Here is a 610-nt window from a genome sequence, read left to right as displayed (position 1 = left end):
ATATTGCTAATCGCCTGCAATAAATAACGCGGGCAAGCCTCTACTGCTTCTACACTTGCCGCAACGTTTGCGCCATCATCAGTTACAGCGTTGGTCGCAATCTCTGGCTGCTGCATCGGCAAGTCGTTGATGACTGATATCTCACGAGCAATGCCGCGTACGCTAAAGCAATCGCCACGGTTTGGCGTGATAGAGATATCTAGTATTTGATTGTCTAAACCTAGATAGTCGCGGATATCAGTGCCGATTGGTGCATCAGCTGGCAGTTCAAGCAAACCATCGATGCTATCAGTCAAATCAATCTCGGAGGCACCGCAAAGCATGCCGTTTGAGGCAACACCGCGAAGGTTGCCGTTTTTAATTTTAAAGCCTTTTGAGTCATCACTAGGTAACACAGCACCAACGGTTGCCACGGGCGCTTTCATACCGACTGTGACATTGGGCGCACCGCAGACGATTTGTAACGGTTCAGCTTCACCGATATTGACCTGTGTGACGCGTAGTTTGTCGGCATCAGGATGTTGCTCGACACTGATGACTTCACCAACCACCACACCACTAAAGGCGCGCGCAACTGCAAAACGATCATCAATCTCAAGCCCTGCCATGG

At 50.0% G+C, this 610-nt stretch carries 1 protein-coding gene; it reads right to left on the bottom strand.

The window, feature by feature from the left end; all coding sequences use genetic code 11:
• Positions 1-610: YtpR family tRNA-binding protein (gene ytpR, locus ACS8FD_RS22305; RefSeq protein ID WP_439277472.1), on the bottom strand; the 610-nt coding region annotated here is incomplete at both ends.

This window comes from Psychrobacter sp. 1U2 (assembly GCF_051847575.1).
The sequence above is the reverse complement of the archived record's forward strand: the minus strand, read 5'-3'. Positions and strand labels throughout refer to the sequence as shown.